Source organism: Acinetobacter sp. 22301 (genome assembly GCF_052045285.1).
In the GTDB taxonomy this organism is placed as follows: Bacteria; Pseudomonadota; Gammaproteobacteria; order Pseudomonadales; family Moraxellaceae; genus Acinetobacter; species Acinetobacter pittii.
In genome coordinates this window covers 134,287-160,814 of the sequence record NZ_JBQEOR010000009.1, presented here as the reverse complement: position 1 = coordinate 160,814, position 26,528 = coordinate 134,287, and the positions used below count along the sequence as shown (strand labels likewise).

Here is a 26,528-nt window from a genome sequence, read left to right as displayed (position 1 = left end):
TTACCATGATTACCACCTCAGTTACCGAAGCAGCCGAATGTTTACAACAAGGTCAAGTTTTGGCATATCCAACTGAGGCAGTTTGGGGGCTAGGTTGCGACCCTTTTAATGAGCAAGCTTTTCAAAAGATTCTTGAATTAAAGCAAAGGCCTATTGAAAAGGGTGTAATTTTATTAGCAGGTCATATTAGCCAAGTTGAGCACCTGCTAACTTCTTTATCTCAAACAACCCAACAAGAAATTATTGATTGTTGGACTAATCATCAACCTTCAGAAAGAGCAACAACTTGGCTATTACCTGCTGGCGAACATATTCCTTCATGGATTAAAGGTGAGCATCCTCTTGTCGCTGTTCGAGTCACTACACATCCTTTATGTGTGGCATTATGCAATGCTTTTCATGGCTTTATTGTCTCGACTAGTGCGAACCCAAGTGGACAAGAACCTGCACACTCATTACAGGATGCCTGCCAATACTTTGGTTCACAATTAAACTATCTGAATGGTGACTTAGGCCAGAGCCAACAACCAAGCAGAATCATTAACGCTCTTACCAGAGAGATTATTCGCGCCTAATTTCAAACAAAAAAAAGCTCAGTTATATAGGGATAACTGAGCATAAAAAAGGATGGGTATATACCACATCCAGAGGGTTTGGATATCTGGGGAACGAAAGATAATTTACAAAGAAAAGAGCACCTTTCGTAGTGGCCGCTATTATGTGGCAAGAGGTTCAATGAGAGAAATATATTATTTCTCTAAAAAAAGCATGAAAAGTGTAGGGAATTTGCGGTTTTTTGCCTATAAATTAAAATTATATTAATATTTTTACTCGGCTTTTTTAATATTTATATTACAACCTATTTTTATAAACTATTTATAAATCATATAGAAAAACTTTAACTAAGAAAAAATTGGCATATTTTTATGAGTTTTTTTCAAAATATGCCATAGTTTTTTTACCAACTTTAGTTTTGTTCTTGCACTAATTCGCTCTTTTTAGGACTCACCTTCTTCTGAGCCATAATGATACCAATTAAAATAACAATCCCACCTAGTGTGTGATAAATGGTCCACTGCTCAGACAACCAGACGCTTGCAATAACTGCTGTAAAGACAGGTACCAAGTTCATAAAAATACTTGTTCTATTAGGACCGAGTTGTTGAACAGCTAACATCCAAACTAACGGCGCAATGAGTGAAGCAAATACTCCTGCATAAATAGCACTTGGTGCATTTTCAACATTTAAAGCATCAAGTCCAAACCAGAGAATTAAAGGAATATGAAATATTACAGAAAACCCAATCTGAACATATAAGCTTGTCATAATTGGTAGAGGCAACTGCCATTTTTTAAGAAAGACACCATAAAATGCGTAGAAGAATACGGCAATAATCATCAATGCATCACCAAGATGTCCGCCACCACTTAAAAGCTTATTAATATTTCCTTGGGACATGACATATAGCAAACCTGCAAAAGACAAAATACTGCCAAAAACTGCAAAGCGATTAGGCACATCTTTTAAAATGGCAAGCGAAACAAAGATCGTGAATATAGGAATAAATGCATTCACAATCCCCATATTGGTTGCACTTGTATAATGGGCAGCCGTATAAGCTAAGCCTTGATAAAGTACCATCCCAAATGCACTTAACACAGCAAGCTTAGGTAAATATGGTATTACTAGTCGTCTTTGTCTCCACGCAGACATAAACATAAATGGAGTCAAAATAATAAAAGCGATTAACCACCGATAAAAGCTAATGCTTACTGGTGAGATATAATCCGAGACATAGCGGGTGACTACAATATTTAAAGACCAAATCAATACTGCCAAAATGGGAAAAATAAACGCCCATTTGTGATATTTCATGACCTGACTCATAGCAATACACCATCTACAAAAGAGATTTTATTTTGAAGAATGTCTTAATAAATTGAAATATCGTATTTCCGACATTGATATCGAACTTAGGACATTATCCTTTTTAGAATAATGTCCAAGCTTTCATGGCATGTTCTACAACTTTATGTAATTGATCAGTACTGGCACCGTCTCTTGCCTGAATGGTAAGGCCTTGAATGACAGTGGCATAAAAGTCCGTCATTTCTTGTAGAGGAGCATTAGATAGCAAATCACCATGCTCAACACCTTGTTTGAGACGCTCCAATAATTTTTCTTTGGTTTTTATGCGCTTGTCTAATAGGTTCTGCTGCACATCTTGAGTTGCATCAGAACAATTCATGGCAGCAACCACCAACATACAACCAGCTGGTTTATTGGGTTGAACCAGTCGTTTTACGTTGTCATAAAGATATAACTCAAACGCAATTTTTGCAGTTTTTGCTTCTAAAAAGATGGTCTCAATAGGGCAGGCTTCATGAGCCAAATAGTAATCAATACTTTTATAAAACAGCCCTGCCTTATCACCAAAAGCACTATATAGGCTAGGTGCTGTAATTTCCAAAGCTTGTGTTAAATCACTAATAGACGTTGCTTCATAGCCATGCTCCCAAAAGAGCAACATTGCTTTTTGCAAAACCTCTTGTTCATCAAAGCATTTAGGACGTCCGCGCTTTTTTTTCAGCGTATCTTCTGTAACAGCTAAATTCGTTTCATGCCTATTTGTCATAAAGATCACATCTATTTTTATAACAATCGTTATTAAATTAATTGACGTTCGATTTTTTATCAACTATTTTATTTTCATAATGATCGTTAGTTAATTAATAAATTGCCTTTCTTTACTCCAAATTTAGCCAAGTAAGGATTTCCTATGGACCAATCGTCTATCTCTAAAGCGCGACCCACGACCTCCACTCAAGGAAGCTGGTTTGCCATTTTGGCCGTTTCTATCGCAGCATTTGCCTTAGTTACAAGTGAATTTTTACCCGTTGGCGTTCTAAATAGTGTCGCAACAGATTTAAATATTTCTGTAGGTACAGCAGGCCTGATTATTACAGTACCCGGCATTATGGCAGCAATTGCAGCCCCTCTATTGCCTGTATCAGTGAAACAACTTGATCGGCGTTATGTGCTTATCTTGCTGACAGCTATTATGGTTATTGCCAATACCATTACCGCATTTGCTGAAAACTTCCATGTTCTATTGTTAAGCCGCTTAATTTTAGGTATTTCAATTGGTGGTTTCTGGGCGACCGCCATTGCTCTAAGTGGAAAATTAGCTCCCTCACACCTTCCTATTGCTAAAGCAACTGCGGTCGTGATGGCAGGTGTGACTTTTGCTACAGTTCTAGGTGTACCTATTGGAACTTGGTTAAGCGAGTTTTATGGCTGGCGTAGTGCTTTTGGAATTACTGCAGGCATTGGCTTAGTTGTTTTAATCTTACAATTAATCTTTTTACCTAAACTTGTACCAGATTCGGCAATTCACATGAAAGATTTGCCAGCACTATTACGCACTCCTAAAGCACGTAGTGGCATGTTGATTGTTTTATTGATCGGACTCGCTCACTTTTGTGCCTATAGCTATTTAGCACCTTTCTTTAAAAATGTTGCTGGTTTTAATGGGACAACCATTAGTTCATTATTATTGCTCTATGGAATTGCTGGTATTTTCGGAAATGCTTTTGCCGGATATAGTGGCAATATAAATGTCCGTTATACATTAGCTTTTGTGGGTACATGCTTTGCAATCGTATTCTTTGGATTTCCTCTTTTTGCCGTTCATGAGTTTGGTGCTATTGTCTTAACCGCGTTATGGGGATTTGCATTTGGTGCCTTCCCTACCTCAGCGAATATTTGGATGTTTGTACATGCGCCAAATGCAGTTGAAAAAGGTATGCCGCTTTTTGTAGGTATGTTTCAGGTGATGATTGCGACAGGTTCATTATTAGGGGGATATGTGGTTGATCATTTCAATGAAAATACTTTAATTTATGGTGTATTAAGCTTTGTTGCCCTAGCATTACTGAGTACATTTACCTTAGCGAAAGGTCTTAATAACCCTAAAGCTACTTGTGAAAATTAAAATATGAGTCAGAGCATATAGATGAACAATGAGGATCAGCAATTTTCATTATTAAACAGTATAGAAGTTCATGAATTTCTATACCAAAAAGAAGATATTGTTCGTCCTCATGCATCTCTTTGGGGAGATTTTAATTTCAGTTTAAATGGCATATTAGAAATGGAGATTGAAGAACAGCTATATCTTTCTCCACCTAGCTATGGTCTTTGGATTCCACCTCAAACTGTTCATCAGTCAACCCATATCGACCATGAAATTCATTATATCTGTATTCGACTGCACCCTCGCCTATGCTCTATTTTAGGAAATACCTGTCGATGCTTTAGTATTCAGCCTTTTTTTCGCACTTTAGTTTTACAAATTCTAGAGCAGCAAAAACAAACCGAACAACCTGAATATTTAGAACATCTTTTACAAGTTTTATTCGATCAACTCAAACAAGCTCCTGCATATTCGCATTATTTACCGCAAACACGGCATCCTGTTTTATTGCCTATTTTAGAAAAACTTTCAGATCCATTACTTTTTGATCACTCTTTACAGCAGTTGCTACAAAACTTTTCGGTCAGTGATCGCCACTTATTACGTTTGAGTCAACAAGAGCTTCAGCTTTCGTTGTCCGAATGGCGTAACCGAGCCAAAATTGTTTATGCCATTCATCAGATTCGCCAAGGGACGTCTATCAAGCGTTTAGCATACGATTTAGGTTATCAACATAGCTCAAGTTTTATTGAATTTTTTAAACGTTACACTGGGCAAACACCTATCCAAATCAGAAATAACTAGAATTCAGCTTATCTTTAAAAACTTTTTCTTTTTTGAACACGAATATTATTGCACTACCCCTCAATAGCAGTTAAAACAAATGCGTTACTTGATATCAATTACAATCTTTAGGAAAGACTCATGACACAATCTGTATATCACATTCCAGTAAAAGCTATTTCAGGCGAAACGGTTGACCTCGAACAATACAAAGGTAAAGTTCTAATTATCGTAAATACCGCTTCTAAATGTGGTTTAACTCCACAATACGAAGGCTTAGAAAAACTTTACCAAGCAAAAAAAGACCAAGGTCTTGAAATTTTAGGTTTCCCAGCAAATAACTTTAAAGAGCAAGAACCAGGTTCTGATGAAGAAATTCAGCAATTTTGTTCATTAAATTATGATGTTCATTTCCCTTTATTTTCTAAGGTTTCTGTAGTCGGCGAAGATAAGCACCCACTTTACCAAACTTTGACAGCAGCTCAACCAGAACGTACTGGTGAAGGTCCTTTCCGTGAGCGTTTAGAAGGCTTAGGTATTCCAACCAACCCTGCTCCAGAAGTTTTATGGAACTTCGAAAAGTTTTTAATTAATAAAAATGGTGAAGTCGTAGCTCGCTTTGCTCCGAACCTAACAGCAGACGATGAACAAATCGTTAAAGCAGTTGAAGCAGAGTTAGCAAAATAATATTTTAAAATGTGAGAAAGGGCGTTTTATACGCTCTTTTTTATGTTCGCCTCAAAGTGTTGTTCGTTTGCAAAAATACAATCTTTCTTCATATTTTATGCCTATAGTATCTATTTGCTTTATTTGATGTTGTTTGTAGTTATGAAAAAAATTTTACAGGGCGCATTTCTTCCTTTTGTAATTTTTGCCTCAGGCATGCTTTTACTCGGGTGTGATCAGGCACAAGACCATGCTACCGAACAAGAAAAAACTGAAATAGCTGAACAGGCATCTGACCAAAACATTGAACAACAAGAGTCAGAAATTGCACCCAACAAAGCCGAACTTAAAAGCGGCAATATTTTTTATATGGTCCGCGACGCTGCTAATTTACAGCTTAAAGCTGGTGACTATGTTGAACAGCTTAAAGATACTCAGCTTGATGTTGAACAAGCCATCCAAGATAAGAATCAGAATGAACTAAAAACTACTGTCACTACGTTAAAACAGCAACTAGAAGGTTTAAATCAAGCACTTTTGACTTTAGATATCAAAAGTCAGGAAATTGAGAATATTCGCCAAAGTTTATTACATGCCAACCAACAAGCTCTTAGCATGCCATTACTCAATGGGAAATTAGATCAAATCAATTTTGACCAAATTGAAAAACAGCTTAATACCATTCAAATGGATATGGTGAAGCTTGCTGCCATGATTATGGCAGGAGATGAAAAGTCAGATTCAAAAACTGAATCTTAAAATCACCTTATAAAAAAAGCCACCTTACGGTGGCTTTTTCATTTGTTTAATTAGTAAGTGCTATAGTTGCTTTACTACATTTACCTGCCTCAGCTAAATGATATTCACTAATCGCTTTCTGGCCTTGTGTATCATCTACTAATTTCAGGTTGGCTCCACCGACAAAAACACCAGGTTTAATGTACTGCTGTACAAAATAATTTTTCCCAGCTTCAGTTCTAAATTTCAAATGATTTGGAGAAAACTCTGATTCAGTTGAAACTATATGTTCTTGATTACCAGAAACCTCTTTATAAAAGAATATGCCACGTGCAGTTTCCCCTAAACATTCTCCGTCAACCCACACATCTTTTTTCAAAGCACTACCAACTACATTATTAGAACGGTATACATAAATTACCGCATTTCCATTTGTTGGGGTTGTCAGTTGTTTTGCTTGCTGGGCTAATTGTGGATTGGCCTGCGGCACTGATGCACATCCCACAAAAGCAATAGACATCAGAAGTGGTAACCAATATTTAAATTTCATTTTAAGTATCTCTTATTTATGATGATTTAAGTTTTGAGACGCAAATTTACATTAAAAACATATTATTTTAAATAAAAATACTATTCTGACACCTAAAATTTATAATAAAAAAGCCACCTTACGGTGGCTTTTTCAATCTCAAACCGGCAATTATAGTGCGCGGTTTTTGATTTTACGGATAGTTTCAAGCTGTGCAGCTGTTTCTGCCAAGGCAGCCAACGCAGCAGCCGAGTCCAAATCACTCTTTTGGTTTGCAAGCAATTGTTCAGCATTTTTACGTGCTTCTAAAATTGCCGCTTCATCCAAGTTGTCAGCACGGATTGCAGTATCTGCAAGAACCGTCACAACATGAGGTTGAACTTCTAAAACACCGCCAGATACATAGACGATTTCTTCTGTACCATTTTCCAACTGAACACGAATCGGGCCCGGTTGAAGCAAGGTTACAAGTGGAGCATGTCCTGGCAAAATACCAAGCTCACCACCAGCACCTTTCGCGATTAACATCGTTACTGCGCCAGAGTAAATAGACTCTTTAACACTTACGACATCACATTGCATAGTCGCCATGAGATGATCTCCTTAAATTAGAGTTTCTCAGCTTTAGCAATCACTTCGTCAATACCACCAACCATATAGAACGCTTGTTCTGGGATGTGATCGTATTCACCAGCTAATAGACCTTTAAAGCCACGAATCGTTTCTTTAAGTGGTACTAATTTACCAGGAGCACCAGTAAACACTTCAGCTACGTGGAATGGTTGAGAGAAGAAACGTTGGATTTTACGCGCACGGTAAACAACCAATTTATCTTCTTCAGCTAATTCATCCATACCCAAGATTGCGATGATGTCTTTAAGCTCTTTATAACGTTGCAATACGTTTTGTACTGCACGCGCAATTTCATAGTGCTCTTGACCAACAACTAATGGGTCTAACTGACGTGAAGTTGAGTCAAGTGGATCGATCGCTGGATAGATACCAGAAGATGCGATGTCACGGCTCAATACTACTGTTGCATCTAAGTGAGCAAATGTAGTTGCAGGAGATGGATCTGTTAAGTCATCGGCAGGTACATATACTGCTTGGATCGATGTGATCGAACCAGATTTAGTAGATGTAATACGCTCTTGAAGAACACCCATTTCTTCTGCAAGTGTAGGTTGGTAACCTACCGCAGACGGCATACGACCTAACAATGCTGATACTTCAGTACCTGCAAGTGTATAACGGTAGATGTTGTCGACGAATAATAATACGTCACGACCTTTACCATTTTCGTCTTTTTGATCACGGAAGTATTCAGCCATAGTCAAACCAGTTAACGCTACGCGTAAACGGTTACCTGGTGGCTCGTTCATCTGACCGTAGACCATTGCTACTTTGTCAAGAACGTTAGAATCTTTCATTTCGTGATAGAAGTCGTTACCTTCACGAGTACGCTCACCAACACCAGCAAACACAGATAAACCTGAGTGAGCTTTCGCGATGTTGTTGATCAACTCCATCATGTTAACGGTTTTACCAACACCAGCACCACCGAATAGACCAACTTTACCACCTTTTGCGAACGGGCAAAGTAAGTCAATTACTTTAATACCAGTTTCTAAAAGATCAGTAGAAGCTGCTTGTTCAGCATAAGAAGGTGCTTGACGGTGAATCGGCAAACGCTCTTCAGTCGCTACAGGACCTGCTTCATCAATTGGGCGACCCAAAACGTCCATAATACGACCAAGCGTAGCTGGACCTACTGGAACAGAAATCGGTGCATTTGTGCTAGTTACATTAAGGCCACGTTTAAGACCTTCTGTAGAACCCATTGCGATGGTACGAACAACACCATCGCCAAGCTGTTGCTGAACTTCTAATGTAGTTTCAGTACCGTCAACTTGGAGAGCGTCATAGATCTTAGGAACGCTATTGCGCTCAAACTCGACGTCGATAACCGCGCCGATGATCTGAATGATACGACCGCTACTCATTGCTGTCTCCTCAATTCAAACTTAATAATGTTAAACGGCAGCGGCACCGCCAACGATCTCGGAAATTTCCTGAGTAATCGCGGCTTGACGCAGCTTGTTGTAAATGAGTTGTAGGTCTTTAATCAATTGTCCTGCGTTGTCTGTCGCTGCTTTCATCGCGACCATACGAGCTGACTGCTCACATGCAACGTTTTCAATCACACCTTGATAAACCATAGACTCGATATAGCGAACCAACAAACCATTTAACAATTCTTCTGCTTCTGGTTCGTAGATATAGTCCCAACCATAAGTACGGTTGAGATCATCGCCTTCTTCTGCTGGTGCTAAAGGAACAAGTTGTTCTACTTTAGGCTGCTGAGTCATTGCATTAACGAAGCCATTTGATACGAGATAGATACGATCTAATTCGCCTTTATCAAATGCATCAAGCATAACTTGGACTGAGCCAGTTAACTGTTCCAAACTCGGCGCATCGCCAAGTTGGGTAGTTGCACCGAGCACTTTACCGCCGTAATTCTTAAAAAACGAAACCGCTTTTTGACCAATTAAAGCAAATTCAACTTCAATTGACTGCTGTTGTTGTGCTTTGACATGCTGCACAACTTTCTTGAACAAGTTAATGTTCAAGCCACCTGCCAAACCACGATCTGAAGACACTACGATATAGCCAACACGCTTAACTGGGCGGTCAACCATATAACGGTGTTTGTATTCAGGGTTTGCTTGTACCAAGTGAGCAATTACACGGCGCATATTATCGGCATACGGACGGCCCTGAGCCATGCGCTCTTGCGCACGACGCATTTTAGAAGCAGCTACCATTTGCATCGCGCGAGTAATCTTTTGCGTGCTCTTGATACTAGCTACTTTGGCGCGAATTTCTTTTAAATTTGCCATACGCTTAACCTAGTATTCGAAAGCTCTTTCGAGCTTCCGAAGGTTGATCCGTGAACCAAACTTAACTAAAACTAAACTTAGTAAGTTTGAGTCGCTTTAAAGCTTTCAATACCTGCTTTGATTGCTGCTTCGATGTCTTTGTTGTAATCACCAGTTTCATCGATTTGTTTCATCAACGGAGCATATTCTGAGCGGAAGTAAGAAATTAACGCAGCATCAAAGTCTACGATTTTCTTAACTTCTACGTCAGCCATGTAGCCTTCGTTAGATGCATAAACAGAAACAGCTTGGTCAGCAATTGAGTAAGGAGCATATTGTTTTTGCTTCATTAACTCAGTTACACGTTGACCATGTTCAAGTTGCTTACGAGTTGCTTCGTCAAGGTCAGAAGCGAACTGAGCAAACGCAGCCAATTCACGGTATTGTGCTAAAGCAGTACGGATACCACCAGACAATTTTTTGATGATCTTAGTTTGAGCAGAACCACCAACACGAGATACAGAGATACCCGCGTTCACAGCAGGACGAATACCTGCGTTGAATAATGATGTTTCTAAGAAGATCTGACCGTCAGTAATCGAAATTACGTTCGTTGGTACGAATGCAGATACGTCACCTGCTTGAGTTTCAATAATTGGCAATGCAGTTAAAGAACCAGTTTGACCAGTTACTGCGCCATTAGTGAATTTCTCAACGTAGTCAGCAGATACACGAGAAGCACGTTCAAGAAGACGTGAGTGAAGATAGAATACGTCACCTGGATACGCTTCACGACCTGGTGGACGACGTAAAAGTAATGAAATTTGACGGTAAGCAACAGCTTGCTTAGACAAATCATCATAAATAATAAGAGCGTCTTCACCGCGGTCACGGAAGTATTCACCCATTGTACAGCCAGAGTACGGAGCTAAGTACTGCATTGCAGCAGGATCAGCAGCCGCAGCAGCGACAACAGTGGTATACGCCATAGCGCCAGTTTCTTCTAGCTTACGTACAACGTTTGCAATTGTTGATTGTTTTTGACCAATCGCAACGTATACACATTTAATGCCAGAGTTTTTCTGAGCGATAATCGCATCGATCGCCATCGCTGTTTTACCAGTTTGACGGTCACCGATGATCAACTCACGTTGGCCACGGCCAACAGGAATCATTGTATCAACTGATTTATAACCAGTTTGAACAGGTTCATCTACAGATTGACGCCAAATTACGCCTGGTGCTACTTTTTCAACAGCATCAGTTAATTTTGCATCAATTGGGCCTTTACCATCAATTGGGTTACCCAAAGCGTCGACAACACGGCCAAGAAGTTCAGGACCAACTGGAACTTCTAATACACGACCTGTACAACGAGCTTTTTGACCTTCTTGAAGGCTTAGGTAGTTACCTAAAACAACGGCACCCACTGAATCCTGTTCTAGGTTCAGTGCCATACCAAATAAGCCGCCGTCGAATTCGATCATTTCACCGTACATTGCATCAGCAAGACCGTGAATGCGCACGATACCGTCGGATACCATAACAATGGTACCTTCGTTTTTAGCGGTCGCGCTGGTGTCCAGATCTCCGATACGCTGTTTAATGAGCGCACTGATCTCGGATGGATTCAGTTGTTGCATTGCGCTATTCCTCAATCTTTTATTAGTTCAGTCTTCATCATTTGCATTATGCAAGAAGACGAGTACGCATTTTTTCAAGCTTGTTAAGCGCAGAATCATCTATCACTTGATCGCCTGCACGAATTACAACACCTGCAATAAGCTCAGGTTTAACTTCAACTGAAACAGTTACTGTGCTGTTAAAACGCTTTTCTAAAGCAGATTTCAACAGTTGCTCTTGTTCAGCAGTTAACGGGAAAGCCGATTCAATCACGACATCCACATTGTTGTTATTCTGTGATTTAAGCTGTTCATATTCTGCTTCAATTTCAGGTAACAGCATTAAACGATCGTTATCTGCAAGAAGTGTCAAAAAGTTAGACACTGCTTGAGATTGATCTTCACCTAAAACTTTAGCAAAAAGCTTCACTTGCTCCGCAGGAGTAAGTTCAGGGCGATTTAAATAAGCGGAAAATGCTTCGTCTTGCACCGCAGCACTGAGCACTTGTAACGCATTCGACCAATTGTCTGTTGCACCTTGCTCAGAAGCATAAGCAAATGCTGCTTTGGCATACGGACGTGCCAACGTCAAGAGTTCAGCCATAATTCGCCTCGCTTAAAGTTTAGCAGCCAGCTGAGACAGCATGGCGTTATGAGCTTCTGCATCAACTTGCTGGTTCAGGATTTTTTCTGCACCAGTTACTGCCAAAGCAGCTACTTGTTGACGTAATTCTTCGCGAGCAGAATTGATTTCTTGATCAACAGCTTCTTTAGCCTGTTGACGAATACGCTCACCTTCAGCCGCAGCTTGAGTACGAGCTTCTTCGATCAATTGCGCTGCACGACGGTTCGCTTGTTCGATCAATTGAGCCGCTTGTGCTTTAGCTGCATCAAGTTCTTGCTTAACTTGCGCTTGTGCATCGGCAAGGTCAGCTTTCGCTTTTTCTGCTGCATTTAAGCCATCAGCGATTTTACGCTGACGCTCACTAATCGCATTGATTAGTGGTGGCCAAACAAACTTCATGCAGAATGCAACAAAGAATGCAAACGCAATCGCTTGACCAATCAATGTGAGGTTGATATTCATTGCAATTCCTCAAATAGTGGATTTAGGAATTAAGATGATTAACCTACAAATGGATTAGCGAAGATGAAGAACAAGCCAATACCAACACCGATCATAGGCACAGCATCAAGAAGACCCGCGATTAAGAACATACGAGTTTGAAGTTGTGGAGCCAATTCTGGTTGACGAGCAACAGCTTCTAAAAAGCGACCACCCAAAAGACCAAAACCAATCGCAGTACCCAAAGCACCGAAAGCGATCAAGATAGCAGATGCAATTGCAACTAGACCTAAAGTGAGTTCCATGAAAAATTCCTCAGAGGTTAGGTTATTACCAAATTAAATTAAAAAAATTCAGCCCAACCATCATTTGATAGTTAGGCAATACCATTAATGTTTTTCGCTTGCCATGCTCAAGTAAACGATGGTAAGCATCATAAAGATGAATGCCTGCAACGTGATTACAAGAATGTGGAAGATCGCCCAAGGCACAGACAACGCCCATTGAATCCAGAACGGCAATAAAGCAATTAGGATAAAGATCAACTCACCGGCATACATGTTACCGAATAGTCGGAGAGCTAATGAAATCGGACGAGCAAGGAATGTTACCAATTCCAAAATCAAGTTCACTGGAATAAGCAACGCTTTTGCAACTGGATTACTTGGGTTAAATGGGTTAAGTGCCAACTCGCCAACGAAACCACCAACACCCTTTTCGCGGATGCTGTAGAACAAGATAAGTACAAATACAGATAAAGACATACCTAAAGTAATGTTTGGATCTGTAGATGGAACGATCTTGAAGTAAACGTGGTGAGGGTCCATACCAAATACGTTTGCACCTACAAACGCTGCAACTTGAGGAATCCAGTCAACTGGGATCAAGTCCATTAAGTTCATGAGGAAAATCCACACGAAAATAGTGAGTGCAAGCGGAGCGATTAAACGTGATTTGCCATGAAAAGTATCACGGACACTTGAGTCAACAAACTCAATGATCATTTCGATTGCTGACTGGAATTTAGTTGGAACACCTGCATTTGCAGCTTTCGCAACGATCCAGAACATCAGACAGAAAATCACACCAAGGCCAATTGACCAACCCATTGAATCCAAGTGAATTGCAGTGAACCCCATCGAATGAGCTTCTTCAGCAGTCTCAGCCAATTTCCATGTACCGTCTGGCATTTTGCCATAGGTCATATTGGTCAAGTGATGCTTGATATACTCTGTCGAAGTGAGGGCATGTTCTTCAGCAGCCATAAATCACACCTGGTCAATGTCAATTACTAAAAAGAAGGGAAACGAACATCGGCGTACTGTCGATATCTCGCCACCCTCCAAAAAATCTTCAATTCTTCTTGTTTCTACACCCGTTTTTGTAGACGTGACACCCAAAACGGAGCGACCCACGACATTGCCTGAACGAGAATAAAACCAAACAGCAATGCTAACGGTGATAAAGGTTTAACATTGCTCAAAATCAAAATAAATCCAACGATCATGATTGCAAATTTGCCTAACATGCCCCTATACATGTTAGACAGCACTTGTTTTGATGCTCGTGCACCTGCTGTTCTGAAGGATTGCCACGAAAAATAACCCGTAGCAAGCCAGCAGACCAACGCACCAAGTGCCGCACTTAATGCTGCTGTCATGTCTTTTATGCTCCACGCCACAAGTGCGGAAACAGGGATCATACATGCTTGTAAGAAGACCAAAGCTTTTGCTAATCGTCGGTCAATCAAGCGACTAGTTTGGCTCATTATTTATCCACTCACAGCATAAATGCTTGACAAGTTTAGCTGATGATCGCTTTTAATCGCAGGCATTATAGAGTTACACCCCTGAACATGCAATCTTTTCCCGACTTTAGTCGGGGTTTTTCATGACAGGTGGTGCTGACGCTACAGTCAGCCTTTGTTTACTTTTTATCTTACTTTTGCGTACTTAATACACATTTATCTGTTTTTATAGCCAGTTTCTTCCATGCAGTGACGAAATCATCCTCATTATTCATGCTCTCGTCTACTGGCTGAAAAGTAATGTTACCTAATTTTTGGTATTGACCCTTAGTGGTAAAACTCTCTGCCAACAAACACATCTGATTTTTTGGTCGACTATCATTAAGATACTTAATTTGAGCTGCTGTTGGTGCAACATGAGGGTCATCTGTTAAAGCACCAGCGAATTTTAAGTTTAGTGAACGCTCTAAATATTGATAGGCATCATGATATGCCCAATACGGTTTGCCATTACTTGAACTATCGTAAGCTTGTGCTGCCTGCAACATTTTACGAGCAAATACATTGGCATTATTCCAATACTTTGCCTTATTTTCAGGGTGTTGCTGAGAGCGCAAAGCAGCAATAAAGAAACCAATTCGAACTGCATTGTTGGGCTCTAACCATACATGTGTATCTACTGTATTAGGTAAAGCTGCACCGCGTGTACTTCGCTGGGGTAAAACAGAAACAATGCCACTATCTAATAGTGCAATCGCCTTTTTATTATTACCTAGTAATTTATTTAAGGGCGCTTCATGCGCTTTACCCAACCAAATCACCAAAGATGCATCATTAATTGCTTTACGATGCGCTGGGGTTAATTGTACGTCATGCCCCGTTTGTCCCTTTAATAAGAGTTGTGGTTCTTCAACCCCTTGAGTGACTTCTTTTGCAATCAGATAAATCGGGTGTGTAGAAACCACCAAACCCTGACTCCACCCTAACGTACTCAAAAGTGAGAACATACTGAAAACAAAAAAACGGAACATGACAGACCATCAATTTAAATTAGCTCGAAGCATGTTATAATATAACAAAGTTACAAAAATACCTAAGATTAATCGAATGAAGCATCGCTTCATGCTAATATTCCGTTAAAAATTCGAGGTTATCCTTATGAGTTCCTGCTCGCATGAACATCATGATTCTTTGCATGGTGTGCATGATCACCATAATGTCGCAAGCCGTTTAGCTGAAGCAGAAAGTTTATGTTCTGCGACTGGCGCACGCCTTACACCTTTGCGCAAAGAAGTTCTGGAACTCATTTTAAATGCGTCGGGTCCAATGGGTGCCTATGACTTATTGGCACGTATAAAAAGTCAAACCGATCGCCCTGCTGCGCCTCCAACTGTATATAGAACTTTAGATTTCTTATTAGAAAAAGGCCTCATTCACCGCCTAACTTCTATTAATGCGTATATTCCTTGCTGCCACCCGCGTGAAGGTCATCAAGCAGCGTTCCTGATTTGTACCGAATGCCATATGGTTAAAGAAGCCTCTTCTCAAGGCCTCACACACCAGCTTGACCAGCTTGCAGCTTCAGATGACTTCGTGGCTCAACACAGCATTATTGAAATTTCGGGGAAATGCCAACAGTGCCGCACAACTCCTTAAATCCTGTATTAATTCAGCTTGAGCAGGTTTCTGTTCGTCGTGATGATCGGAATATATTAAAAAAAGTTGATTTTGCCCTACATCAAAATGAGATTGTGTCTTTAATTGGACCCAATGGTGCAGGCAAATCAACACTAATTAAAGTTCTACTCGGTATTCTTCAACCAAGTAGCGGGCGTGTTATTAATCATAAAAAACTTAAAATGGCTTATGTGCCACAAAAGTTTAATCCTTCACACAGCCTTCCTTTACGTGTTCAGGACCTTCTTGATTTAGAAAAATGCAGCCCTGCCCTGCGTCAGGAAATTATTCAAGACACAGGTATTTCAAAGTTACAACAATCAAAAGTACAACAACTTTCAGGTGGAGAACGCCAAAGAGTACTATTGGCTCGTGCACTGCTTCGTCAGCCAGATATTTTAGTTCTTGATGAACCCATGCAAGGCCTAGATATTCAGTCAGAAGCAGAACTTTATGATTATGTTCGTAGCCTACCAGAACGATATGGTTGCGCGATCTTAATTGTTTCTCATGACTTACAATGGGTGATGCAAGGAACACACCGTGTGGTGTGTTTAAATAAACATATTTGCTGTAGCGGGCTGCCCGAAAATATCCAACAACATCCTGAATATCAGGCAATATTTGGAACTCAAAGGGTTTTCTATCAACATCATCATGACCATTGTGCTCACGGTGATGCTGCACACCCCTGCCCTCATAATGACCGTCCTCATATTCACCCAGAACCGGAAGCTTAAGCCATGATGGAATGGTTACAATTATTGTTACCCGCATGGATTATGGGATCTCTGCTAGTATTTTTAACTGCACCTCTGGGTTGTTTAATGCTTTGGAGACGCATGTCTTTTTTTGCTGACACGATGGCGCACGGAACACTACTTGGGGTTGCTATTGCGGGAGCTTTAAGTCTTCCATTATGGCTTGGTGTTGCAGGTACAGCGGTTTTACTGGTAGGCGTTTTATGGGCTTTACATGACAACCGTTTACCCAATGATGCTCTGCTAGCCTTATGTTCAGCAACATTACTCTGTAGTGGCCTGTTGTTTATTCAACATGTTCCAAGTTTAAGACCCGAGCTTTTAAGTTATTTGTTTGGCGATTTACTTAGTATTGATTGGCCAGATCTTCCTGTTTTCACTTTAATTATTGCAATATCACTCGCAATTCTTTACCGCTTTTGGCAGCCACAAATACAGTTTGCAATTGATCCGGATATCGCAATTAGTGAAGGGGTGAATGCAAACTGGCAACGCCTTATTTTTATGCTGTTATTAGCTTTATTTACAGTTTTAGCTTTGCGTGCTGTAGGTTCTTTGCTAATGGGTGCATTACTAGTAATACCAGCTTTAAGCGCTCGTCTATTGGCAAATTCACCAAAGCAAATGGTTATTTGGGCATTCGTGTTAGCCCAGCTTGGTGTTAGTGTCGGCTTATGGTCAAGTGCAGCACTTAATATCTCTACAGGTCTTAGTATTGTTTTATGTATGGCATTAAGTTTTGCCGTTATTTTTATAACTCAAAAACTAAAAAATCAGACACAGGCGTCCTAAACTAGGCCGCCTGATGAACTGTGCTCAATAATAAAGCCGCACAGCTAAACATCACAGCAAAGCCCCGATTTAAATATTTTTGCTGTCTAGGGGATCGAAGTAATCTTAAAACCTTGGATGCCAGCCCCGTATATCCAGCCATTACAATCAAATCGATCGTAATCATAGTGGCCGCCATAATTAGGTACTGTATCCATTGAGGCTTACTTAAATCTAAGAACTGCGGTAAAACCGCCAATAAAAATACGATCGCTTTAGGATTGCTAATATTAACCACAAAACCATTTAATAGCAGAGCTAAAGCAGACTTATCTCTTTTTTCTTGTTGAATTTCTATATCTTTTACAGGTGCTGTCCACTGCAAATAGGCCAAATACAATAAATAAGCTACGCCAAACCACTTAACGGCCTGAAAAGCTAAAGGAGTTGTGGCAAATAAGACCCCAACACCTGCTGCCACCACCATAATTTGAAGCACCAAGGCAACTTGCAAACCGATTGCATTCCAATAACCATGTCTAAATCCATAGTTTAGACCACTCGACATTGAGGCAATAGCTCCCGCACCCGGAGAGATACTAATGACCCAACAGGCCAACATATAGGCAAACCAAACTTGCAAAGACATAGTAAAAATAGACAATAAAAGTGGAATTATACTGTTTTATAAAACTATATTGATGAGAATTCAAACAATAAAATCAAGAAATAGACTACTAACCGCTCTTCGCATCAGGCACAATAATTAAAGCTCATACTAAATTATAATTGAGGAGATACCTTCCAATGACTGCTCAATCTGTCATTTTGCCGTTGCCATCAGATCATGCCCGATTTATTGTTCTTCGTTTAAAAGACTTATCAATTGATGAATTAAAAGAACAACTCGAAGCGTTGTTTGAAACACGCGACCGTCTCATTACTCAGCATTCAGACGCGCAAATTAAAACAGCAGTCGCTTTTGGTCCAGAACTTTGGAAGCAACTTTACAGTCAATCTCCTGCTGGCTTTAAACAACTTGAACCAGAAAACGGCGCATTCAACATGCCAGCCGTTCCCGCTGATGTCCTCATCCATATTGCTAGTATGCGTTCTGATATTTGTTTTGCATTAAGCCAAGCATTTTTTGAAGGTATTAAAGATAAAGTTGAAGTTCTTGATGAGCGTGTTTGCTTCCGTTATTTCGATGGTCGCGATATTACTGGCTTTATAGATGGTACTGAAAATCCTCAATTTCCAGATGACCGCGCGGAAACAGCCCTACTCCCAGAAAGTGCTGGAGTATTTGCAGATGGTAGTTTCATATTTGCACAGCGCTATGCACACGACTTAGAAAAATGGAAAAAACTAAAAGTTGATGCTCAAGAAAATGTCATGGGTCGTACTAAGCTTGAGTCAATTGAACTTGATGATGACGTTAAACCAGAAAATGCCCATGTCGCCCGTACTGTTGTTGAAGATGAAGAAGGCGAAGAAATGGAAATCTTGCGCCATAGTCTGCCTTATGGTGACGGCCGAGGTGATCAAGGTTTATTTTTCATTGCCTACACCAAGGACCTGAACATTATTGATGCCATGCTAAAACGTATGTTCGGTACAAGTGGAGATGGTATCCATGATCGCCTATTGCATTTCGTGACACCACTAGACGGCGCATATTACTTTGCACCTAGCGAAGAGTTATTAGAAGAAGTTTTAGAAGGTTAAATTTTTAAAAAAGTAGCTATCATGATAGCTACTTTTTTATTTTATAAAGATCGTATGCTTTACTGATATAAGTTAATAAAAAATATTCTTAAGTAGTAATCTATGGTGCGTTAGAATTTCTTATTTCCAGAATTTCATTACAATCTTTAGAAGTTGAATAAACAAAAATTCGTTTGTCTTGATTTTCTAATAAAATAGCATCTTTATCGGCACCAAAGGCATTCTTAGAAATATCACACTTATAAGCTGACAATTTAAAGCTGTTTACGACTTCACACTTTGGTTCAGTAGCAGCCTCATCAAAACCATACCATTGTGTAATATTCGGATTTGAACAAGAAATTTGAGCTATTTGATCAGCTTCTTTTGTTTTAACCGTATTCTCTTTCTTTGTACTTGCCGGTAAAGCTTCACTTACAACAGAATATGATTTATTCGCCTCCGCCTGTATCACCCCAGATTCATGATTAGAATCATTTTGTGTTTTATGCGGACTTTTATCACTACAAGCCATTAAAGCGCCTATAAAAATTAAAATATAAATATTTTTCATGAAAAAGTGCTCATAATTATGTGTTATTTAAACCAAGATATATTAATAAAAAAGAGGAGCTTAAGCTCCTCTTTTTTATTTTCTGAACCTTAGAAAGGAATACGCTTATATTTGCGATATTCAGGTTTCCAGAATGATTGATCAATTTTTTGCTGTAGTAAGTCATCACTAATCGTTACAGCCACGCCATCTGCCATGGCAGCTTTCGCAACTTCAAACGCAATAACCTTAGAAACTTGCTGAATTTCCCCTAAAGGTGGTAATAAATCAGCTTGCGGATCTTTTAGTAATGGCGAGCAATTCGCTAAAGCACTACTTGAAGCCATTAACATATTTTCAGTAACGCGTTTAGCACCCGATGCCACCACCCCCAAGCCAATGCCCGGGAAAATGTACGAGTTATTACACTGAGAAATATTATAAAGCTTACCGTGATGATTCACAGGAGCAAACGGGCTACCTGTTGCAATTAACGCTCTACCTTCAGTCCACTCCACAATATCTGCTGGCACAGCTTCAACACGTGAAGTTGGGTTAGACAATGGCATGACAATTGGGCGCTCACAATTCGCCGCCATGGTCTTGATAATCTCTTCTGTGAACAGACCCGGTTGACCAGAAACGCCAATTAACACTGTAGGCTTAGCATTTTTAACAACATCAAGGAGTGAAATCACTTCTTCAATATTGCCCCATTGATCAACCACCTCAGCTTTTTGCGCCAATTTGCGTTGGAAGTCCAATAAGTTTGGCTGATTTTCGGTAATCAAGCCAAAACGATCAACCATATAAACGCGTGCACGTGCTTCAGAATCAGTCAGACCTTCAGCAACCATTTGCGCAACAATTTGCTCTGCAATACCGCATCCCGCAGAGCCCGCGCCTAAGAAAGCAATTGTTTGATCTTTTAATTGCTTGCCTGCTGCACGACTTGCAGCAATCAAACTACCTACAGATACCGCTGCTGTTCCTTGAATATCATCGTTAAAACAACAAATTTTATCTCGATACTTTTCTAAAAGCGGCATCGCATTTTTTTGTGCGAAATCTTCAAACTGAATTAACGCTTTTGGCCAACGACGCTTCACAGCCTCAATCACCATATCGACAAATGCGTAATATTCATCGCCACTAATACGTGGCTGACGCCAACCCATATAGATCGGATCATTTAACAATTGTGGATTATTCGTCCCTACATCAATTGTGATTGGTAATGTATAAGCTGGACTAATCCCACCACAAGCGGTGTAAAGTGAAAGTTTTCCAATAGGGATACCCATACCACCAATACCTTGGTCACCAAGACCTAGGATACGTTCACCATCAGTAATCACGATGACTTTTACATTATTTTTATTTACGTTCTGCAAAATATCATCAATCACATCACGATCTGGATATGAAATAAAAACACCACGATGACGACGATAGATATCAGAGAAACGCTGACATGCCTCACCCACTGTTGGGGTATAAATAATCGGCATCATTTCTTCAAGATGATTTTCGATTAAATGATAGAACAAGGTTTCGTTGGTATCTTGGATATTACGCAAATAGATATGTCGATTGATATCATCAGTAAAAGCGCAATATTGTTGATAAGAGCGCTGGCTCTGCTCTTCAATAGTTTCAATAATATGGGGGAGTAAACCGTGTAAGTTAAAGTTACTTCTTTCTTCTTCAGTGAAAGCCGAACCTTTATTTAAGAGTGGTAACTCTAAAAGTGTAAAACCTGCATATGGAATATAAAGGGGATGTTTACTTGGGTGTCCTGATATCATTGCCTATCTCATTTTCCAGCTTAGAGTAGAGAAAAACACGTTTTGTATGGTCTCTAAAACTCTTTGTGCGTATAAGCTTAAGCCTAATTCGATCAAAATAGATATTTTAAACCGTGATGTTAAAATTAAACACTATTTAGTTACAACATGTTTAAAAATAATTAATATAAATCAGTATCTTAATATTTCTATAATTTTAAAAACCTCTTTTATTTTCTCAATTTTAAAAGCCATAATTATATGAGTTAGTGGCAATAGGTATTTCCTCAGGAAATAATATTAAATTAAACACGTAATTTACTCACAAAAACTGCCCAGAAGGCTTGTAATTATTTATTTTCAGAATAGTAAGGCGATTCATCAACCAACATTCATTTAAAAAATAATCATCAGTAATTTGCATAAAGAATTATTGAAATATTAAATCCCCTCCCCTAAGTCATCGGAAATTTGCTATATTTGACGTTTTTCTGCGACATCTATTTTCGATTGATATGAATACGGCAATACAAGCAGCTCTCGACCATGCAGTGCAAACTCTTCAACAAGAAGGGGTGCTTCCTTCCGACTGGAAAAACACAAGCAATTTAACACGCACCAAAGACCGAAGCCATGGCGACTTTGCTTCTAATATTGCCATGATCGGCTCGAAAGCTGCTGGTATGAAACCACGTGATTTAGCTGAGAAAGTTCTAGCTGCATTACCAGAAGTGGCAGATATCAGTAAAGCTGAAATCGCAGGGCCCGGATTTATTAACTTCTTTTTAAATGCAGATCAGCGTTTTGCTATTCTTGATCAAATTCAAGCACAAAAAGAAATTTTTGGTCGTAGCCAAGCAAATGCAGCGAAAAAGATTCAAGTCGAATTTGTTTCTGCAAACCCTACGTCTAGCCTACACGTAGGTCATGGACGTGGTGCGGCATACGGTATGACTGTTGCTAATTTACTTGAAGCAACGGGTGCTAAAGTTGACCGTGAGTACTATGTGAATGATGCTGGCCGTCAAATGGATATTTTGGCGACTTCTACTTATTTACGTTATTTGGAACTACTTGGACAAAACCTTGTATTCCCTAAAAATGCATATCAAGGCGATTACGTTAAAGAAATCGCACAAGGCATTATTGATAAAGATGGCGATGCTTACGTTCGTGAAGTTGCGAATGTTTATAAAGATGTACCAGAAGATGTGCAATATGCTGAAGAGCTAGATAGCGAAGGCAACAAAGTTGTGTTATCTGGTGATAAAGAAAAGCATATTGATGGCCTTATTGCCAACTCACAACAATTGTTAGGTGAAGGTTACCGTGTATTCCACCAAGCTGCTCTTCACGCCATTTTAGATGATATTAAAGATGACCTTGCTGACTTTGGTGTAACGTTCAACCAATGGTTTAGTGAAGCATCTCTTAGTGCAAAAATTGATGAAGCTTTAGAAACTCTTGATCAACGTGGCTTCCTTTATGAAAAAGATGGCAACATCTGGTTCAAGTCGACTGAATTTGGTGATGAAAAAGACCGTGTTGTTAAGCGTCGTAATGGTCAAACGACTTACTTTGCATCTGACATTGCATACCACTTAAATAAACTACAACGTGGTTATACTGACCTAATCGATATTTGGGGTTCTGACCACCATGGCTATATTTCTCGCGTAAAAGCGGCGATTGATGCAATGGGTTACGACTCTAAGAAATTGACTGTTCTTTTAGTTCAGTTTGTAAGTTTATGGCGTGGCGGCGAGATGGTTCAAATGTCTTCTCGTTCAGGTCAATTCGTGACTTTACGTGACTTACGTAAAGAAGTGGGCAATGACGCAGCTCGTTTCTACTACGTAATGCGTAAGAGTGAACAACACATCGACTTTGACCTTGACCTTGCTGTTTCACAAAGTAAAGACAATGCTGTGTACTATATTCAATATGCACACGCACGTATTTGTCGTATGTTAGAAAAAGCAGTAAGCACAGATTTACAATTCGATGTAAACGCTGCTCGTCCACATGCAGCTCGCTTGTCTCTTGATGCAGAAACTGAGATTCTTGCTAAACTGGCAGCATACCCAGACGCGGTATTACGTGCTGCAAATGCATATGAACCTCATCAGGTTGGTAATTACTTAAAAGAGTTAGCTGCCCTGTTCCACGGTTGGTACAATGAACATAAAGTATTAAGCGATGATGCAGAGCTTACACAAGCCCGTTTATTGCTTTCAATCAATGTACAACAAGTGCTTCGTAATGGTTTAGAATTACTTGGTGTATCTGCACCAGAATCTATGTAATAAATATATTGCATGACAGCAAATTAAAGGTCATGCAATATATAGTAAGCGGTGGTTTGTATATTTAAAATATCGATACAAACCACTGTTTTTAGCATCGTAAGACGAGACTCAAACTCGAATTAAAAAACAATCAAAATACAGAGGAATAATCCACGTGTTTGGCAAAACGCAACGCGGTGTATCTGAAAGACCTAATAAGCCTAAAAAGCCCATAATTCCCAAATGGTTAGGGACACTTGTCGCTATTTTGGCGGTCTTATGTATCGCTGTAATGCTTATGCTTTGGAAACCTTGGCAACCTGTTCCTGCGAAAAATCAGATTACTTCTGAACATTATCAAGAAGAAGATACTAATAAAGACTATCGCTTCTACGACCTATTGCCTCAACAACAGGTTACCCCTATTCCTGAACAAGCGATCCCTGAAAGTAAAAATCAAGGCACTGCTATGATCGTTGAAGCACCAAGTACCACTCAACCAGCCGCCTCTGAAAGTGTAGGAATTGACCCGAATCAGTCAGCTACAACTCCTCAGCAACCTACATATATTTTACAAGTTCGTAGTTATAACGATCCTGATCAGGCTGATGCCCGCCGTGCAGAAATCATTTTAAATGGCTTATCTGCGGATGTAGTCAAAAGTACTGAAAACGGACAAACATGGTATCGCGTTATTTCCGGACCGTATGATACTCAAGACGCTGCCTTGGCTGCTCAGCAGACCTTACAACATAGTGGCATTGATTCTATCGTGATCAAACGCAAGTAAAGTGAAAATAAAGAAGGAACAAATATTTGTTCCTTTTCTTTTAAATATCTGCACAATTCCTTTCATTAGAACCAATTCCCTTTTGTCTCGCTTTTTGAAACGCAGGTCTTTCCTGAATACGGTGTAAAAAAGCTTGAATATGAGGGTATTTACCCTGTAAGCGAGATTGTAAAGCTTCCAAAGGAAAGCTCATTTGAATATCAGCGAATGAAAAATCACCTGCAAAATATTCATGCTCTGCCAAATAGTTTTCTAAAAAACTAATATGATCTTTCATGCGTGGGCGAACAAAATTTGCCTTCACCCCTTCTGTGATTTTTTTAGCTACTGGTTGAATTAACCATGGTACATGCTTGTTTACACTATTCATGACCAAAGTCATGACTAATAACGGCATAAGTGAACCTTCTGCATAGTGCATCCAGTAAATATACTGCTGTAAATCTTGTGTCTCTGTAGGTTTAAATTGTTGCTTCTGATCATAACGCTGCTGTAAATATTCTAAAATCACAGCAGATTCTGCGATGACTTGTTCATCATCAGTCAAAATCGGAGCTTTACCTAAAGGATGAATACATTTCAATGTTTCTGGAGCGGAATAGTTAGGTAGACGTTGATAATAATGAATATCATAATCTAAGCCCAACTCTTCTAAAGCCCATAGAATTCGAAACGATCGCGAACATTCCAGGTGGTGTACACTAATCATGTTATTGCCTGCTTTTATTTTTCTTTTTTACATAAAAAACAGCATGTGAACATGCTGTTTTATTCCATTTGTGGGATGGATATAAAATCATCCACCTCAACAAAATAGCATTTTTACGCTGTAACAAGCACAGTATGAATGTCTAAACTACGTAACAAAGTTTTAGTGACTGGGGTTTTACCGCATACCGCTAAGATTTTTTGTTGAAGCTCTTCGTTTGGCAAGTCTTTAAAAACAATACGACGTTCTATATGTTCTTCATGTTCTCTATTGGTATGAAAATCGATTTCAACTGAAAACTCACCAAAATCATAACCCTTATGCTTTGCGTACATTCTTAAAGTAATGAGCGTACACGCGGCTAAACTTCCAGTGAGCAAATCATATGGCGCTGGGCCTTGATCTTGCCCTTCTAACTTTTCTGGCTCATCACAAAAATATTGGTGACGACCACTGGTGATTTCGCCCTTCCATTGTTCAGCAAGGGGCTTTGCTTTACTGCTTGCGATTACTGCTGTCATTTTGATGCTCTCATTTGATCTGGAAGAACAGGGGCTTCTAAACGTGCACCAACATAATCTGGAATTTCACCAAAACGTGCATCATGGTTAATCCATTGCTCACGGGCTTCTTTTAAATCATCCATTGTACGTGCAACAAAGTTCCACCAGAGTAAAATTGGTGTTTCAAACGGTTCACCGCCAATCAAAAGAATACGGTTACCTTTTTTTACTTCAATCTCAATTTCACTAAGACCCGTATCTAATACCACCATGTTGTCAGCAGTTAACTCATGGCCATTTACATGAGCACTACCCTCAAGCGCCATAAAACCATATTCATAATTAGGATTTAATGGAATGCGGGTTTTCGTATCTTCGGTAGCAATGAGGTCAACACCCACTAACGGTGTATGTACAACTACTGGAGAAGTAGTTGCCAAATATTCACCCACAAGCACGGTAAACTCTAGACCGTCTTTCTCAACAACAGGCAGTTCAGGATAATGTTCAAATTTCGGATCCATGTTGCGCTTAGCATCTGGTAAGGCAATCCAGAGCTGAGCAGCGTGCATTTGAGTTTCAGTATCAGGTGCAACTTCTGTATGTGAAATTCCGTGACCTGCCGTCATTAAATTAACTTGTTTAGGTCGAATCAGTTGTTTTGAGCCTAGACTATCGGTATGCATCATGGTGCCTTCAATCATCCACGTGAAGGTTTGCAAACCAATATGAGGATGAGGACCAACATCTAAACCATCACCCGCCGGAAAAGTTACTGGGCCCGCATGATCTAGGAAACACCACGCACCAATCATTCGTTTTTGTCGGCTAGGTAAAGCCCGCTTAATGACTGTCCCCTGTCCAATTTCAGCAGAGCGAATTGGAAATTCCTGAATAAACTGATTGGCAAATTTTTCACAATCCTTTGAATCAGAAATATCGTAATCATTATTATTGCTCATGATATTACTC

At 39.7% G+C, this 26,528-nt stretch carries 30 protein-coding genes; 11 read left to right on the top strand and 19 right to left on the bottom strand.

The genetic code is table 11. From position 1 onward, the window contains the following. Positions 1–5 precede the first annotated feature (5 nt). The gene (locus tag ACTJJH_RS14170; protein ID WP_032005616.1) at positions 6–575 is read left to right on the top strand and encodes an L-threonylcarbamoyladenylate synthase; all 570 of its coding nucleotides are present in this window, start codon (positions 6–8) and stop codon (positions 573–575) included. Between the two features lie 392 nt (positions 576–967). On the opposite strand, the gene ACTJJH_RS14165 is transcribed toward ACTJJH_RS14170, so the two are convergent. Then, positions 968–1,888, bottom strand: a complete 921-nt coding sequence (locus tag ACTJJH_RS14165) for a DMT family transporter (RefSeq protein WP_440601313.1) — start codon at positions 1,886–1,888, stop codon at positions 968–970. A 103-nt stretch (positions 1,889–1,991) separates the two neighbouring features. After that, the gene (locus tag ACTJJH_RS14160) at positions 1,992–2,645 is read right to left on the bottom strand and encodes a TetR/AcrR family transcriptional regulator (RefSeq protein WP_440601312.1); all 654 of its coding nucleotides are present in this window, start codon (positions 2,643–2,645) and stop codon (positions 1,992–1,994) included. A gap of 135 nt (positions 2,646–2,780) precedes the next feature. Between ACTJJH_RS14160 and ACTJJH_RS14155 the strand changes: the two genes are divergently transcribed. The 4 genes from ACTJJH_RS14155 to ACTJJH_RS14140 all read left to right on the top strand — a co-directional run bounded on the left by ACTJJH_RS14155 (position 2,781) and on the right by ACTJJH_RS14140 (position 6,185). After that, positions 2,781–3,995 carry an MFS transporter gene (locus tag ACTJJH_RS14155; protein WP_104080469.1) on the top strand — a complete coding sequence of 405 codons (1,215 nt, stop codon included), beginning with the start codon at positions 2,781–2,783 and terminating at the stop codon, positions 3,993–3,995. Positions 3,996–4,016: 21 nt separating this feature from the next. After that, positions 4,017–4,781, top strand: a complete 765-nt coding sequence (locus ACTJJH_RS14150) for an AraC family transcriptional regulator (protein ID WP_104080468.1) — start codon at positions 4,017–4,019, stop codon at positions 4,779–4,781. A 120-nt stretch (positions 4,782–4,901) separates the two neighbouring features. Then, a complete protein-coding gene (locus ACTJJH_RS14145) occupies positions 4,902–5,447 on the top strand; it encodes a glutathione peroxidase (protein ID WP_440601311.1) in 546 nt (181 codons plus the stop codon). A 141-nt stretch (positions 5,448–5,588) separates the two neighbouring features. After that, positions 5,589–6,185, top strand: a complete 597-nt coding sequence (locus ACTJJH_RS14140; RefSeq protein WP_087090527.1) for a hypothetical protein — start codon at positions 5,589–5,591, stop codon at positions 6,183–6,185. 46 nt (positions 6,186–6,231) lie between these two features. Here the strand turns inward: ACTJJH_RS14140 and ACTJJH_RS14135 are convergent, their stop codons facing one another. The 11 genes from ACTJJH_RS14135 to ACTJJH_RS14085 all read right to left on the bottom strand — a co-directional run bounded on the left by ACTJJH_RS14135 (position 6,232) and on the right by ACTJJH_RS14085 (position 15,041). Continuing rightward, on the bottom strand, positions 6,232–6,714 hold the full coding sequence (locus ACTJJH_RS14135) for a DUF2846 domain-containing protein (RefSeq protein WP_069141671.1): 483 nt from the start codon (positions 6,712–6,714) through the stop codon (positions 6,232–6,234). Between the two features lie 150 nt (positions 6,715–6,864). Further along, entirely contained in the window at positions 6,865–7,284 is a 420-nt protein-coding gene (locus ACTJJH_RS14130) for a F0F1 ATP synthase subunit epsilon (protein ID WP_002114076.1), read from the bottom strand. A gap of 17 nt (positions 7,285–7,301) precedes the next feature. Beyond that, positions 7,302–8,696 (bottom strand): F0F1 ATP synthase subunit beta, encoded by a 1,395-nt coding sequence (gene atpD / locus ACTJJH_RS14125; RefSeq protein WP_002114045.1) that lies wholly within the window; start codon positions 8,694–8,696, stop codon positions 7,302–7,304. A 30-nt stretch (positions 8,697–8,726) separates the two neighbouring features. Beyond that, a complete protein-coding gene (gene atpG, locus ACTJJH_RS14120; protein WP_002114131.1) occupies positions 8,727–9,596 on the bottom strand; it encodes a F0F1 ATP synthase subunit gamma in 870 nt (289 codons plus the stop codon). Between the two features lie 77 nt (positions 9,597–9,673). Further along, the gene (atpA, locus tag ACTJJH_RS14115; RefSeq protein ID WP_002114049.1) at positions 9,674–11,218 is read right to left on the bottom strand and encodes a F0F1 ATP synthase subunit alpha; all 1,545 of its coding nucleotides are present in this window, start codon (positions 11,216–11,218) and stop codon (positions 9,674–9,676) included. Between the two features lie 46 nt (positions 11,219–11,264). Then, the gene (locus ACTJJH_RS14110) at positions 11,265–11,801 is read right to left on the bottom strand and encodes a F0F1 ATP synthase subunit delta (RefSeq protein WP_002114070.1); all 537 of its coding nucleotides are present in this window, start codon (positions 11,799–11,801) and stop codon (positions 11,265–11,267) included. A gap of 12 nt (positions 11,802–11,813) precedes the next feature. Then, positions 11,814–12,284, bottom strand: coding sequence for a F0F1 ATP synthase subunit B (locus ACTJJH_RS14105; protein WP_001024691.1), 471 nt, complete (start codon positions 12,282–12,284; stop codon positions 11,814–11,816). A gap of 38 nt (positions 12,285–12,322) precedes the next feature. Continuing rightward, positions 12,323–12,568, bottom strand: coding sequence for a F0F1 ATP synthase subunit C (gene atpE / locus ACTJJH_RS14100; RefSeq protein ID WP_000424060.1), 246 nt, complete (start codon positions 12,566–12,568; stop codon positions 12,323–12,325). A gap of 84 nt (positions 12,569–12,652) precedes the next feature. Beyond that, complete coding sequence (atpB, locus tag ACTJJH_RS14095) at positions 12,653–13,528, bottom strand: F0F1 ATP synthase subunit A (protein WP_002114072.1); 876 nt, start codon at positions 13,526–13,528, stop codon at positions 12,653–12,655. 104 nt (positions 13,529–13,632) lie between these two features. Next, positions 13,633–14,031, bottom strand: a complete 399-nt coding sequence (locus tag ACTJJH_RS14090; protein WP_005072004.1) for an ATP synthase subunit I — start codon at positions 14,029–14,031, stop codon at positions 13,633–13,635. A gap of 170 nt (positions 14,032–14,201) precedes the next feature. Next, the gene (locus ACTJJH_RS14085; protein ID WP_057086148.1) at positions 14,202–15,041 is read right to left on the bottom strand and encodes a metal ABC transporter solute-binding protein, Zn/Mn family; all 840 of its coding nucleotides are present in this window, start codon (positions 15,039–15,041) and stop codon (positions 14,202–14,204) included. A 127-nt stretch (positions 15,042–15,168) separates the two neighbouring features. Here ACTJJH_RS14085 and ACTJJH_RS14080 point away from each other — a divergent pair, with 127 nt between their 5' ends. From ACTJJH_RS14080 to znuB, 3 genes are read left to right on the top strand one after another with little or no spacing between them, the layout of a single operon-like run. Next, complete coding sequence (locus ACTJJH_RS14080; RefSeq protein ID WP_002114130.1) at positions 15,169–15,666, top strand: transcriptional repressor; 498 nt, start codon at positions 15,169–15,171, stop codon at positions 15,664–15,666. Then, entirely contained in the window at positions 15,639–16,427 is a 789-nt protein-coding gene (gene znuC, locus ACTJJH_RS14075) for a zinc ABC transporter ATP-binding protein ZnuC (RefSeq protein ID WP_320539514.1), read from the top strand. The genes ACTJJH_RS14080 and znuC overlap by 28 nt, the downstream gene beginning before the upstream one ends. Positions 16,428–16,430: 3 nt before the next feature. Beyond that, positions 16,431–17,240 (top strand): zinc ABC transporter permease subunit ZnuB, encoded by an 810-nt coding sequence (gene znuB / locus ACTJJH_RS14070; RefSeq protein ID WP_017401863.1) that lies wholly within the window; start codon positions 16,431–16,433, stop codon positions 17,238–17,240. A 1-nt stretch (position 17,241) separates the two neighbouring features. Here the strand turns inward: znuB and ACTJJH_RS14065 are convergent, their stop codons facing one another. Further along, positions 17,242–17,868, bottom strand: a complete 627-nt coding sequence (locus tag ACTJJH_RS14065) for a LysE family transporter (protein ID WP_002114069.1) — start codon at positions 17,866–17,868, stop codon at positions 17,242–17,244. Positions 17,869–18,026: 158 nt separating this feature from the next. On the opposite strand from ACTJJH_RS14065, the gene ACTJJH_RS14060 reads away from it, so the two are divergent. Continuing rightward, the gene (locus ACTJJH_RS14060) at positions 18,027–18,947 is read left to right on the top strand and encodes a Dyp-type peroxidase (protein ID WP_161283079.1); all 921 of its coding nucleotides are present in this window, start codon (positions 18,027–18,029) and stop codon (positions 18,945–18,947) included. Between the two features lie 100 nt (positions 18,948–19,047). On the opposite strand, the gene ACTJJH_RS14055 is transcribed toward ACTJJH_RS14060, so the two are convergent. Next, complete coding sequence (locus ACTJJH_RS14055; RefSeq protein WP_262440736.1) at positions 19,048–19,500, bottom strand: hypothetical protein; 453 nt, start codon at positions 19,498–19,500, stop codon at positions 19,048–19,050. A gap of 89 nt (positions 19,501–19,589) precedes the next feature. Further along, on the bottom strand, positions 19,590–21,287 hold the full coding sequence (locus tag ACTJJH_RS14050) for an NAD-dependent malic enzyme (RefSeq protein WP_002114135.1): 1,698 nt from the start codon (positions 21,285–21,287) through the stop codon (positions 19,590–19,592). Positions 21,288–21,781: 494 nt separating this feature from the next. Here ACTJJH_RS14050 and argS point away from each other — a divergent pair, with 494 nt between their 5' ends. Then, positions 21,782–23,572, top strand: a complete 1,791-nt coding sequence (argS, locus tag ACTJJH_RS14045) for an arginine--tRNA ligase (protein ID WP_017387379.1) — start codon at positions 21,782–21,784, stop codon at positions 23,570–23,572. A gap of 157 nt (positions 23,573–23,729) precedes the next feature. After that, a complete protein-coding gene (locus tag ACTJJH_RS14040) occupies positions 23,730–24,344 on the top strand; it encodes an SPOR domain-containing protein (protein ID WP_032063709.1) in 615 nt (204 codons plus the stop codon). A gap of 40 nt (positions 24,345–24,384) precedes the next feature. Here ACTJJH_RS14040 and ACTJJH_RS14035 read toward each other — a convergent pair whose 3' ends face one another. The 3 genes from ACTJJH_RS14035 to ACTJJH_RS14025 all read right to left on the bottom strand — a co-directional run bounded on the left by ACTJJH_RS14035 (position 24,385) and on the right by ACTJJH_RS14025 (position 26,518). Further along, on the bottom strand, positions 24,385–25,053 hold the full coding sequence (locus tag ACTJJH_RS14035; protein ID WP_440601310.1) for a glutathione S-transferase: 669 nt from the start codon (positions 25,051–25,053) through the stop codon (positions 24,385–24,387). A 113-nt stretch (positions 25,054–25,166) separates the two neighbouring features. Then, positions 25,167–25,574, bottom strand: coding sequence for an OsmC family protein (locus tag ACTJJH_RS14030; protein ID WP_002114081.1), 408 nt, complete (start codon positions 25,572–25,574; stop codon positions 25,167–25,169). Further along, a complete protein-coding gene (locus tag ACTJJH_RS14025; RefSeq protein WP_039766218.1) occupies positions 25,571–26,518 on the bottom strand; it encodes a pirin family protein in 948 nt (315 codons plus the stop codon). Before ACTJJH_RS14025 ends, ACTJJH_RS14030 begins: the two co-directional genes overlap by 4 nt. Between the last annotated feature and the right edge of the window lie 10 nt (positions 26,519–26,528).

What these genes read in the sequence shown, in the direction of transcription:
- ACTJJH_RS14145 (WP_440601311.1), top strand. Translation starts at nt 4,902, where the DNA reads ATGACACAATCTGTATATCACATTCCAGTAAAAGCTATTTCAGGCGAA.
- znuC (WP_320539514.1), top strand. Translation starts at nt 15,639, where the DNA reads ATGCCAACAGTGCCGCACAACTCCTTAAATCCTGTATTAATTCAGCTT.
- ACTJJH_RS14110 (WP_002114070.1), bottom strand. Translation starts at nt 11,801, where the DNA reads ATGGCTGAACTCTTGACGTTGGCACGTCCGTATGCCAAAGCAGCATTT.
- ACTJJH_RS14085 (WP_057086148.1), bottom strand. Translation starts at nt 15,041, where the DNA reads ATGTTCCGTTTTTTTGTTTTCAGTATGTTCTCACTTTTGAGTACGTTA.
- ACTJJH_RS14080 (WP_002114130.1), top strand. Translation starts at nt 15,169, where the DNA reads ATGAGTTCCTGCTCGCATGAACATCATGATTCTTTGCATGGTGTGCAT.
- ACTJJH_RS14135 (WP_069141671.1), bottom strand. Translation starts at nt 6,714, where the DNA reads ATGAAATTTAAATATTGGTTACCACTTCTGATGTCTATTGCTTTTGTG.
- ACTJJH_RS14090 (WP_005072004.1), bottom strand. Translation starts at nt 14,031, where the DNA reads ATGAGCCAAACTAGTCGCTTGATTGACCGACGATTAGCAAAAGCTTTG.
- atpG (WP_002114131.1), bottom strand. Translation starts at nt 9,596, where the DNA reads ATGGCAAATTTAAAAGAAATTCGCGCCAAAGTAGCTAGTATCAAGAGC.
- ACTJJH_RS14025 (WP_039766218.1), bottom strand. Translation starts at nt 26,518, where the DNA reads ATGAGCAATAATAATGATTACGATATTTCTGATTCAAAGGATTGTGAA.
- atpA (WP_002114049.1), bottom strand. Translation starts at nt 11,218, where the DNA reads ATGCAACAACTGAATCCATCCGAGATCAGTGCGCTCATTAAACAGCGT.
- ACTJJH_RS14170 (WP_032005616.1), top strand. Translation starts at nt 6, where the DNA reads ATGATTACCACCTCAGTTACCGAAGCAGCCGAATGTTTACAACAAGGT.
- ACTJJH_RS14065 (WP_002114069.1), bottom strand. Translation starts at nt 17,868, where the DNA reads ATGTCTTTGCAAGTTTGGTTTGCCTATATGTTGGCCTGTTGGGTCATT.
- ACTJJH_RS14105 (WP_001024691.1), bottom strand. Translation starts at nt 12,284, where the DNA reads ATGAATATCAACCTCACATTGATTGGTCAAGCGATTGCGTTTGCATTC.
- argS (WP_017387379.1), top strand. Translation starts at nt 21,782, where the DNA reads ATGAATACGGCAATACAAGCAGCTCTCGACCATGCAGTGCAAACTCTT.
- atpD (WP_002114045.1), bottom strand. Translation starts at nt 8,696, where the DNA reads ATGAGTAGCGGTCGTATCATTCAGATCATCGGCGCGGTTATCGACGTC.
- ACTJJH_RS14150 (WP_104080468.1), top strand. Translation starts at nt 4,017, where the DNA reads ATGAACAATGAGGATCAGCAATTTTCATTATTAAACAGTATAGAAGTT.
- znuB (WP_017401863.1), top strand. Translation starts at nt 16,431, where the DNA reads ATGATGGAATGGTTACAATTATTGTTACCCGCATGGATTATGGGATCT.
- ACTJJH_RS14050 (WP_002114135.1), bottom strand. Translation starts at nt 21,287, where the DNA reads ATGATATCAGGACACCCAAGTAAACATCCCCTTTATATTCCATATGCA.
- ACTJJH_RS14140 (WP_087090527.1), top strand. Translation starts at nt 5,589, where the DNA reads ATGAAAAAAATTTTACAGGGCGCATTTCTTCCTTTTGTAATTTTTGCC.
- ACTJJH_RS14060 (WP_161283079.1), top strand. Translation starts at nt 18,027, where the DNA reads ATGACTGCTCAATCTGTCATTTTGCCGTTGCCATCAGATCATGCCCGA.
- ACTJJH_RS14155 (WP_104080469.1), top strand. Translation starts at nt 2,781, where the DNA reads ATGGACCAATCGTCTATCTCTAAAGCGCGACCCACGACCTCCACTCAA.
- ACTJJH_RS14030 (WP_002114081.1), bottom strand. Translation starts at nt 25,574, where the DNA reads ATGACAGCAGTAATCGCAAGCAGTAAAGCAAAGCCCCTTGCTGAACAA.
- ACTJJH_RS14055 (WP_262440736.1), bottom strand. Translation starts at nt 19,500, where the DNA reads ATGAAAAATATTTATATTTTAATTTTTATAGGCGCTTTAATGGCTTGT.
- ACTJJH_RS14130 (WP_002114076.1), bottom strand. Translation starts at nt 7,284, where the DNA reads ATGGCGACTATGCAATGTGATGTCGTAAGTGTTAAAGAGTCTATTTAC.
- atpB (WP_002114072.1), bottom strand. Translation starts at nt 13,528, where the DNA reads ATGGCTGCTGAAGAACATGCCCTCACTTCGACAGAGTATATCAAGCAT.
- ACTJJH_RS14035 (WP_440601310.1), bottom strand. Translation starts at nt 25,053, where the DNA reads ATGATTAGTGTACACCACCTGGAATGTTCGCGATCGTTTCGAATTCTA.
- atpE (WP_000424060.1), bottom strand. Translation starts at nt 12,568, where the DNA reads ATGGAACTCACTTTAGGTCTAGTTGCAATTGCATCTGCTATCTTGATC.
- ACTJJH_RS14165 (WP_440601313.1), bottom strand. Translation starts at nt 1,888, where the DNA reads ATGAGTCAGGTCATGAAATATCACAAATGGGCGTTTATTTTTCCCATT.